The sequence below is a fragment of the Leucothrix pacifica genome (assembly GCF_003172875.1).
Lineage (GTDB): Bacteria > Pseudomonadota > Gammaproteobacteria > Thiotrichales > Thiotrichaceae > Leucothrix > Leucothrix pacifica.
Window position 1 is genome coordinate 1 of record NZ_QGKM01000044.1, and the last position, 4,798, is coordinate 4,798.

The 4,798-nt window shown below is 51.9% G+C and carries 2 tRNA genes and 2 rRNA genes; all 4 read left to right on the forward strand.

Going from position 1 to position 4,798, the window contains the following annotated elements:
- A 16S ribosomal RNA gene (locus DKW60_RS14685) occupies window positions 1–1,333 on the forward strand; the annotation flags it as partial.
- 105 nt (window positions 1,334–1,438) lie between these two features.
- Window positions 1,439–1,515: transfer RNA gene (locus DKW60_RS14690), tRNA-Ile, on the forward strand.
- A gap of 23 nt (window positions 1,516–1,538) precedes the next feature.
- Window positions 1,539–1,614, forward strand: a tRNA-Ala gene (locus tag DKW60_RS14695).
- Window positions 1,615–1,907: 293 nt separating this feature from the next.
- Window positions 1,908–4,781 (forward strand): 23S ribosomal RNA (locus tag DKW60_RS14700).
- Window positions 4,782–4,798: the final 17 nt, after the last annotated feature.

Consider the following 4,798-nt stretch of genomic DNA (forward strand, 5'->3'; position numbering starts at 1 on the left):
GGACCTTGTGCAATTGGATGAGCCTGCGTTAGATTAGCTAGTTGGTGAGGTAAGAGCTCACCAAGGCGACGATCTATAGCTGGTCTGAGAGGATGATCAGCCACATCGGGACTGAGACACGGCCCGGACTCCTACGGGAGGCAGCAGTGGGGAATATTGGACAATGGGCGCAAGCCTGATCCAGCAATGCCGCGTGTGTGAAGAAGGCCTGAGGGTTGTAAAGCACTTTCAATTGTGAAGAAGGGGTTAGAGTTAATACCTCTGACCTTTGACGTTAACTTTAGAAGAAGCACCGGCTAACTCCGTGCCAGCAGCCGCGGTAATACGGAGGGTGCAAGCGTTAATCGGAATTACTGGGCGTAAAGCGCGCGTAGGCGGTTATTTAAGTCAGATGTGAAAGCCCCGGGCTCAACCTGGGAATTGCCTCTGATACTGGGTAACTAGAGTTTGGAAGAGGGGAGTAGAATTTCAGGTGTAGCGGTGAAATGCATAGAGATCTGAAGGAATACCAGTGGCGAAGGCGGCTCCCTGGTCCAGAACTGACGCTGAGGTGCGAAAGCGTGGGTAGCAAACGGGATTAGATACCCCGGTAGTCCACGCCGTAAACGATGTCAACTAGCCGTTGGGTGCCTTGTGCACTTAGTGGCGCAGCTAACGCATTAAGTTGACCGCCTGGGGAGTACGGTCGCAAGACTAAAACTCAAAGGAATTGACGGGGGCCCGCACAAGCGGTGGAGCATGTGGTTTAATTCGATGCAACGCGAAGAACCTTACCATCCCTTGACATCCAGTGAATATAGCAGAGACGCTTTAGTGCCTTCGGGAGCACTGAGACAGGTGCTGCATGGCTGTCGTCAGCTCGTGTCGTGAGATGTTGGGTTAAGTCCCGCAACGAGCGCAACCCCTATCCTTGGTTGCTAGCAGGTAATGCTGAGAACTCCAAGGAGACTGCCGGTGACAAACCGGAGGAAGGTGGGGATGACGTCAAGTCATCATGGCCCTTACGGGATGGGCTACACACGTGCTACAATGGCCGGTACAGAGGGTCGCGAACCTGCGAGGGTGAGCCAATCCCACAAAGCCGGTCGTAGTCCGGATTGGAGTCTGCAACTCGACTCCATGAAGTTGGAATCGCTAGTAATCGTGGATCAGAATGCCACGGTGAATACGTTCCCGGGCCTTGTACACACCGCCCGTCACACCATGGGAGTGGGTTGCTCCAGAAGTAGCTAGTCTAACCTTAGGGAGGACGGTTACCACGGAGTGATTCATGACTGGGGTGAAGTCGTAACAAGGTAGCCCTAGGGGAACCTGGGGCTGGATCACCTCCTTAAAGATAACAGTTGAGTCGGCTACGAATTCCCACACAAGTCATTTGGTCTAATGAAAGAGAAAGACACGGCGATGCATCACCTTCGGGTGTTCGCGGTCGAACCTTGGGTCTATAGCTCAGTTGGTTAGAGCGCACCCCTGATAAGGGTGAGGTCGGTGGTTCAAATCCACCTAGACCCACCAATTGTTGCACTGCCGCTGATAGCGGGGGGTTAGCTCAGCTGGGAGAGCGCCTGCCTTGCACGCAGGAGGTCAGCGGTTCGATCCCGCTACTCTCCACCACTATGAAATTGGTCTTTCTCGACAAAATCTTCAGACAAGTTACCTTGGGATACTCTCCACGGTTATTTGTCTGACGGTTTCGTCAATGCTTCGTTGCACCGGCAGCGGATGCTCTTTAACAACATAAGTAATAATCTAGGTAACGTCATCTGACTTGTGATGAGCAGAAGACGTTATTTGAAAAATGTAGTATTGAAATACATTTTCTCAAGATAAATCGTTACAAAGTTATAGTTACTCGCTTTGAACGTAACGGGAGTCAAAAGGCCGTTACAGACTGTTCAAGGTTATAGAATCAAGTGACTAAGCGTATGTGGTGGATGCCTAGGCGATAAGAGGCGATGAAGGACGTAGTAATCTGCGATAAGCCCCGGTGAGCTGATAAACTAGCTTTGACCCGAGGATTTCCGAATGGGGAAACCCGGCACCCTAAGGTGTCATCGTTACCTGAATACATAGGGTAACGAAGCTAACCCGGAGAACTGAAACATCTAAGTACCCGGAGGAACAGAAATCAACCGAGATTCCCTTAGTAGCGGCGAGCGAACGGGGACCAGCCCTTAAGCGGCTTTAATGATAAGAGAACACGTTGGGAAGCGTGGCCAGAGTAGGTGACAGCCCTGTATCTGAAATCATTTTAGTCGTGAAAACGAGTAAGTCGGGACACGTGATATCCTGATTGAACATGGGGGGACCATCCTCCAAGGCTAAATACTCCTTATCGACCGATAGTGAACCAGTACCGTGAGGGAAAGGCGAAAAGAACCCCGGAGAGGGGAGTGAAACAGAACCTGAAACCGCATACGTACAAGCAGTGGGAGCCTGAGTTTACTCGGGTGACTGCGTACCTTTTGTATAATGGGTCAGCGACTTACTTTTAGTGGCAAGCTTAAGCGAATAGCGTAGGCGTAGGGAAACCGAGTCTTAACAGGGCGTCCAGTCGCTAGGAGTAGACCCGAAACCGAGCGATCTATCCATGGCCAGGTTGAAGGTTGAGTAACATCAACTGGAGGACCGAACCCACGTATGTTGAAAAATGCAGGGATGAGCTGTGGATCGGAGTGAAAGGCTAATCAAGCTCGGAGATAGCTGGTTCTCCTCGAAATCTATTTAGGTAGAGCCTCTAGTATTACTCGCGGGGGTAGAGCACTGTTATGGCTAGGGGGGCCTGACCGCCTTACCAACCCATTGCAAACTCCGAATACCGCGAAGTATCAGCTAGGGAGACACACGGTGGGTGCTAACGTCCATCGTGGAAAGGGAAACAACCCAGACCGCCAGCTAAGGTCCCAAAGTTACAGCTCAGTGGGAAACGATGTGGGAAGGCACAGACAGCCAGGAGGTTGGCTTAGAAGCAGCCATCCTTTAAAGAAAGCGTAATAGCTCACTGGTCGAGTCGGCCTGCGCGGAAGATTTAACGGGGCTCAAGCTGTACACCGAAGCTGCGGAATCGGATTTATCCGATTGGTAGAGGAGCGTTCTGTAAGCCAGTGAAGGTGAATCGTAAGGTTTGCTGGAGGTATCAGAAGTGCGAATGCTGACATAAGTAACGATAAGACGGGTGAAAAACCCGTCCGCCGAAAATCCAAGGTTTCCTGCGCAACGTTAATCGGCGCAGGGTTAGTCGGCCCCTAAGGCGAGGCAGAGATGCGTAGTCGATGGGAAACAGGTTAATATTCCTGTACCACTAATAAATGCGATGGGGTGACGGAGAAGGCTAGGCTAGAACACAGTTGGTGTGTATCTAAGCGTTTAGGCAGAGCACTTAGGCAAATCCGGGTGCTTAATGCTGAGGCGTGATGGCGACGACCTTACGAGGTTGGAGTAGTCGATGCCCTGCTTCCAGGAAAACCCTCTAAGCTTCAGTTTATTAGTGACCGTACTCTAAACGGACACACGTGGATAGGATGAGAATTCCAAGGCGCTTGAGAGAACTTGGGTGAAGGAACTAGGCAAAATAGCACCGTAACTTCGGGAGAAGGTGCGCCCCTGACGGTTCATAGCTGTCGGGGGCCGCAGAGACCAGGTGGCTGCGACTGTTTAACAAAAACACAGCACTCTGCTAACGCGAAAGCGGACGTATAGGGTGTGACGCCTGCCCGGTGCCGGAAGGTTAATTGATGGGGTTAGCTTATGCGAAGCTCTTGATCGAAGCCCCGGTAAACGGCGGCCGTAACTATAACGGTCCTAAGGTAGCGAAATTCCTTGTCGGGTAAGTTCCGACCTGCACGAATGGCGTAACGACGGCCACACTGTCTCCACCCAAGACTCAGTGAAATTGAACTCGCAGTTAAGATGCTGCGTACCCGCGGCTAGACGGAAAGACCCCGTGCACCTTTACTACAGCTTTGCACTGAACATTGGGCCTACTTGTGTAGGATAGCTGGGAGGCTTTGAAACCGGGACGCCAGTTCCGGTGGAGCCAATCTTGAAATACCAGCCTGGTAGTTCTGATGTTCTAACCATGGCCCCTTAGCGGGGTTTGGGACAGTGTATGGTGGGTAGTTTGACTGGGGCGGTCTCCTCCTAAAGCGTAACGGAGGAGCGCGAAGGTTCACTAATCAGGGTCGGAAATCCTGAGGTTTGTGCAAAGGCATAAGTGAGCTTGACTGCGAGACAGACACGTCGAGCAGGTACGAAAGTAGGTCTTAGTGATCCGGTGGTTCTGTATGGAAGGGCCATCGCTCAACGGATAAAAGGTACGCCGGGGATAACAGGCTGATACCGCCCAAGAGTTCATATCGACGGCGGTGTTTGGCACCTCGATGTCGGCTCATCACATCCTGGGGCTGAAGCGGGTCCCAAGGGTATGGCTGTTCGCCATTTAAAGTGGTACGCGAGCTGGGTTCAGAACGTCGTGAGACAGTTCGGTCCCTATCTGCCGTGGGCGTTAGAATATTGAGGAAAGCTGCTCCTAGTACGAGAGGACCGGAGTGGACGAACCTCTGGTGTACCGGTTGTCACGCCAGTGGCATAGCCGGGTAGCTAAGTTCGGACAGGATAACCGCTGAAAGCATCTAAGCGGGAAGCCCCTTCCAAGATGAGTATTCTCTGGAGACTTGATCTCCCTAAAGGGCCGTTGAAGACTACGACGTTGATAGGCTGCATGTGGAAGCGCAGTAATGTGTGAAGCTAAGCAGTACTAATTGCCCGTGAGGCTTGATTCTATAACCTTGAATGGTTT